This window comes from Psychromonas antarctica (assembly GCF_022267535.1).
GTDB lineage: Bacteria > Pseudomonadota > Gammaproteobacteria > Enterobacterales > Psychromonadaceae > Psychromonas > Psychromonas antarctica.
In genome coordinates this window covers 1-4627 of record NZ_JAHNZV010000159.1, presented here as the reverse complement: position 1 = coordinate 4627, position 4627 = coordinate 1, and the positions used below count along the sequence as shown (strand labels likewise).

6 protein-coding genes are annotated in these 4627 nt (G+C 38.5%); 3 read left to right on the top strand and 3 right to left on the bottom strand.

Features of this window, described 5'->3' with window-relative positions:
- Positions 1 to 72 precede the first annotated feature (72 nt).
- The 3 genes from tnpC to tnpA are packed head-to-tail and all read right to left on the bottom strand — an operon-like array spanning position 73 to position 2263.
- Positions 73 to 1551 (bottom strand): IS66 family transposase, encoded by a 1479-nt coding sequence (gene tnpC / locus KSO91_RS16120; RefSeq protein ID WP_238744051.1) that lies wholly within the window; start codon positions 1549 to 1551, stop codon positions 73 to 75.
- 35 nt (positions 1552 to 1586) lie between these two features.
- On the bottom strand, positions 1587 to 1946 hold the full coding sequence (gene tnpB / locus KSO91_RS16115) for an IS66 family insertion sequence element accessory protein TnpB (protein WP_238744050.1): 360 nt from the start codon (positions 1944 to 1946) through the stop codon (positions 1587 to 1589).
- Positions 1943 to 2263 carry an IS66 family insertion sequence element accessory protein TnpA gene (gene tnpA / locus KSO91_RS16110; protein WP_238744049.1) on the bottom strand — a complete coding sequence of 107 codons (321 nt, stop codon included), beginning with the start codon at positions 2261 to 2263 and terminating at the stop codon, positions 1943 to 1945. Before tnpA ends, tnpB begins: the two co-directional genes overlap by 4 nt.
- Positions 2264 to 2725: 462 nt before the next feature.
- On the opposite strand from tnpA, the gene KSO91_RS16105 reads away from it, so the two are divergent.
- The 3 genes from KSO91_RS16105 to KSO91_RS16095 all read left to right on the top strand — a co-directional run bounded on the left by KSO91_RS16105 (position 2726) and on the right by KSO91_RS16095 (position 4521).
- Positions 2726 to 3049: a hypothetical protein gene (locus tag KSO91_RS16105; protein ID WP_238744048.1), complete on the top strand. Its 324-nt coding sequence runs from the start codon at positions 2726 to 2728 to the stop codon at positions 3047 to 3049.
- Positions 3050 to 3233: 184 nt separating this feature from the next.
- Positions 3234 to 3806, top strand: a complete 573-nt coding sequence (locus KSO91_RS16100; RefSeq protein WP_238744047.1) for a V-type ATP synthase subunit E family protein — start codon at positions 3234 to 3236, stop codon at positions 3804 to 3806.
- A 64-nt stretch (positions 3807 to 3870) separates the two neighbouring features.
- Entirely contained in the window at positions 3871 to 4521 is a 651-nt protein-coding gene (locus KSO91_RS16095) for a metallophosphoesterase (RefSeq protein ID WP_238744046.1), read from the top strand.
- Positions 4522 to 4627: the final 106 nt, after the last annotated feature.

The following is a 4627-nucleotide window of genomic DNA, read 5'->3' as shown; positions in this document are numbered from 1 at the left end:
GTAGTTCTAGGATTAAACTATGCCGAATAGAAACTGGATCCTTACAGTCAAATGACAGTAATACCAGCACACTTATGAAATTGGACAGCATGTGTTCGGCATAGTTTTTCTTTCGGTATAAACCGCCTTATGCCGCATGCGGCATAATACGGTTTCTATGATGCTGTAAATAGCCGCGCTGGCATGGGCGCCTTTTACACTGCTTGAGTGTAGCCAATTCTTACGCCCAATCACGAACGGACGAATCGCATTTTCAGCGGCATTATTATCTAACGGAATAATACCATCCGTTAAAAACTCAACTAACCTCGACCAATTATTATTGAGATAATGTAACGCGTTACCCAGTTTTGATTGCTTAGGTGATTGTAATAGTGATTTATCCAGCCACGTACGCATCTCGTTAATAATGACGTTAGACTCTTTTTGTCGTATTGTTAATCGCGATTGATTCGATAAATCTACACACGCTTTTTCAATCTGATAAAGCTTGCCAATATAGTTCATCGCAATTTGCGCTTTGCCTGTTTTCACTTTTTGTATTTTCAGTACATCATTAAATTTTCGACGCGCATGTGCCCAGCAAGCAATTCGCGTGATGCCATTTTTCTCACAGACCGCGTTGTAACCGCCGTAATCATCGGTAACAAGATAACCACTAAAATCATCAAGCAATGAAGTCGGAACATTGCCTGCACGCGTTGGCGCATAATCAAATAAAACCACGCGCTTACCTTGCTCGCCAGCGAGTCCAACCCACATATAAGATTTGGATTGTGCCGTTTTTCCTGCCTCGTTCAATACTTGATAAGTGGTTTCATCGTAATGAATCAGAGGTTGTTCAAGCAGCCTATCTCTAAACAAATTTATCAGTGGGGTAAATATGTCACCACCGAGTTTTATCATCCAATTCGCCATGGTATTGCGAGGGATATGAATCTTTGATCGCTTGAAGATATTTTCTAAACGGTAAAGTGGCTGTGCATCTTGATATTTGCTGACGGCTATATAAGCAAACGTGGCAGCGGTGGCATTGCTTTTGGGAAATGCTTGTTTGGGCATGTCAGCACTATGGATGCCTTGCTCACAACAACGACAGGCATATTTGAATCTAATGTGACGGATAACTTGTACTTTCGCAGGGATAATTTCTAATTGCTCTGAAACTTCTTCACCTATTTTATGCAGAGTCTGACCGTCATGCGGACAGATTTTTTCTTCATCTGTTAAATCATGAATGACTTCAACACGAGGTAGGTGCGCAGGTAATGGTTTACGGCCTGCTTTTTTCTTGCCTATTTTAGGCGATTTTTCTGGTTCAAGTGCCGCTAATTCCATTTCAACAATTTGTTCTGCTTCATCAAATAGTTCTCCCTGCTCTGGGCTTTGTTTCTCACTTGATGGGGCGAATTTTTGAGAGCGAAGAAGCTTTAACTGCTCGAGTAGCGCATTAATCTCAGCATCTTTTTTTTCTAGCAAAGACTGTGCTTCAAGCAGTAAATCTTGAAGTATTTTAACGTCTGTAGGTAATTGATTATTCGTCTTTTTCATGGCGTTTATTATACTAAAGAACGCACTAAAAAACACTATAAAACAGTGCTGTAATGTAAGGTTTTATGGGGTTTCATAGCAAAAACATCGATACCATCGAGTAACCAATTTAGCTGCTGCCCATCAATACAAACCACCTCTTTTTTATTCTTCAACGGCCACTTAAATTGCGCCTTATCCAACGCTTTTAGCCATAAAATAAAACCTGTTTTATCCCACACTAATATTTTAATTTTGTTGCGACGTTTATTGGTGAATACAAATAGCTGTGATGAAAAGGGATCTAAACAAAGTGTCTCTTCAACAATCATTGAAAGTCCGTTAATGGCTTTGCGAAAATCAACGGGATCACGACAAAGATATATTTTTTCAATTGCGTTGCAAGGCCTGATCATAATTGGCTAGCACTGTTAAGCAAAGAGGTAACATCAATGCCTGCAAGTTCAACGATCACCCCATTGCATAGCGTGATTCGGCATGAGCTTGTTGGTTTTGGAGAAGGCAAATTGGATACCGTTACGGGCATTAATGGGGTGTGAATTATTGGTGGTAGTAACCCTTTTTTTATCAGCATTGAGCGAGCGTTATAAAATGCTTTTAAAGCCAGCTTATTTTGCTTGGCATAAGCAGACATTGATATTTTTTGCTGGGTAGCTTGATGAATATGATTTAGCCAGCCTTGTTGTATTTTGGTCAGAGGTTTTGTTTGCATAACGGTTCCCTTTCAAGATAAAAGGAAAGAGTGGCAGTTAATTGAAGTGTTTGTTAGATGGGGATGCTTGAGCGCTTACGTTCATCGGAGATAATCATTGGATATATTAATTAAATATTTAATGACCCGTTTACATGTTATTTCCTGATGATACCTCTCCAGATTACATTATGGTGCGTTTATAAAATGTGTTCAGCGGTTACCTGATTAGAATTTTTGTCTAACGGAAATATCCCCAAAATTATCATTTAAATATTTTATTTTAGCTTTATATTTTCAGTAGGTTACTGATGTTAGTATTTTATATGAATTCAGTTCCATCCTCTTTAATCTCATTTCTTAGATAAAAAATTGCGTAAACAATTCACAGTTATGTCACTGCACTTCAATGCCTCTTTCCTACATTATTATCCCATTAGCAAACTTGCTAAGTAATTTAAAACCTCAAATTATTAAGGAACAATGATGAAAATTTTTTTAAATAACAAGTGTAAATTAATCCTATCTACAGGCTTCGTTACATTGATGTTAACAGGCTGTGGTTCATCTACTCAAGAGGAGCAGCTTGCTTGGCTAAGCGGATGGGATAGCCAATATGAAGCAAAAATAAAAATGGTGAATGTTTGTTATAAAGAAGCGGGTGTGCATAAAGGCACGAAGCGCATCTCTAAAAGCCAACAAGAGGTGATTAATAAGTGTGAGTTTTCCTATATCACGGGGCAGGCTGATAACGACGGTATTTCACTAGAGTTGGAAACCTTAAAAAATAACGTGATGCAGTTCTAAATAAAGTTATCGAGAGCCAATGCCTCCCTCTCATGGATTTCTTGAGAACAGATTTATTAGTAGGTTGCGTAAATCTAATCTGTTTACGTCACCTGAGCATATTCCCATTAAGTCGCAAACGAACGTTAAGCGCGCGATTCAAAATTATATTAATGACGATGTAATATTAAAAGGAAACCATATTATGACCATTAAAAGCAGAGCGGTTGAAATAGCGAATGAAGCACAAAAACGAGCAGAGAATCTATCAACAGAGTTGAAGCAATCACAGACGCTGGATAAGGCAAAAGCAGCTTTCGATGAAACAGCAGAAAGGGTATTTAAAGCGGATACATCAAGTATTAAGTTAATGAATATCTTTGCTGTGTGTAGCTTATGTAGCTTGATGTTTAGTAGTCTATTTACGTTCGGTGAATATTGGGGAAATTCATTTTCGTTGAGTGAATCAACACCTGCATGGCTCTATATCATTGCAATTGTGACACTTTGTAGTTACTTGCTTGGTGCAAAGCAAGCTGTCTCGCGTGGTTTGATCTTAGTGTTGCTGGTGGCAATTGGCTGGCGTTTTTATGAAGTGATTTCTGAATCGGTTATTCATACTTCAAGTCGTAGCAGCGAAAATTATAGTTTACCTCTCGATGAGGTTGGTTTTGGCTTTTATCTATTTATGGGGAGCTTACTGATGGTTATTATTACTATGCTGAAACCTGGTTACCAAGCTAATACTCTGTTTTGGGGAAAGCTCATACAAAAATAAATTGAGACTCTGATGTGAGTTGTCATCAATGTATGGTGATTCATCTTTATTCATGGAGACTGTCATGCAATTTAAACCACGCAAGCAACATGTTTATAGTGCCCTTAACCGTGTCGGTAAAGATTATATTGTTGGGGATATTCACGGGCAGTTGAAGCAACTCTTTAAGCAACTGGCTTCTCTTAAATTTGATTTTAAATTGGATAGGTTATTTTGCACTGGTGATTTAATTGGTAGAGGAAGCGACAGCATTGGTTGTTTAAATTTATTAACTGAGAAGTGGTTTTATTCGGTGATGGGAAACCATGAGCAACTTTTTATACTGGGATTTAAATCATCTAAATTTTGGGACCATTTAAAATCAGACCATGGGCAATGGTTAACCGACAACTTAGATCGTTTTGATCTGCTGATGCGTTGGAAAACGCTGATTGAAATAGCGATGCCATTAACGCGCACAATTGAAGTGAATGGCTTAACAGTCGGTGTGTCACATGCATCTGCAACGCATGATTGGTCGACATTACAAAGCGGGACTTTATCGGACGATGATATTTGGCAAACCTTATGGAGTCGTCCGTTGGCAGAAAAAGGGGGCTGTTTAACCATTGATTCTGTTGATTATGTTGTACATGGGCATACACCCGTGCAATCTGTCGTTAACGTGAATAATCGCTTTTGGATAGATACTTACTGTGAGCTTACGGCAGCGTAGCTCAACTTCCATTTTTTGTTCTGATTTAATACGGGTAACTCATCCATCAGGACTTAATTATGTCAAATCCAGAGCAACTTAGTAGCGTTATTACTGCATTTGAGCA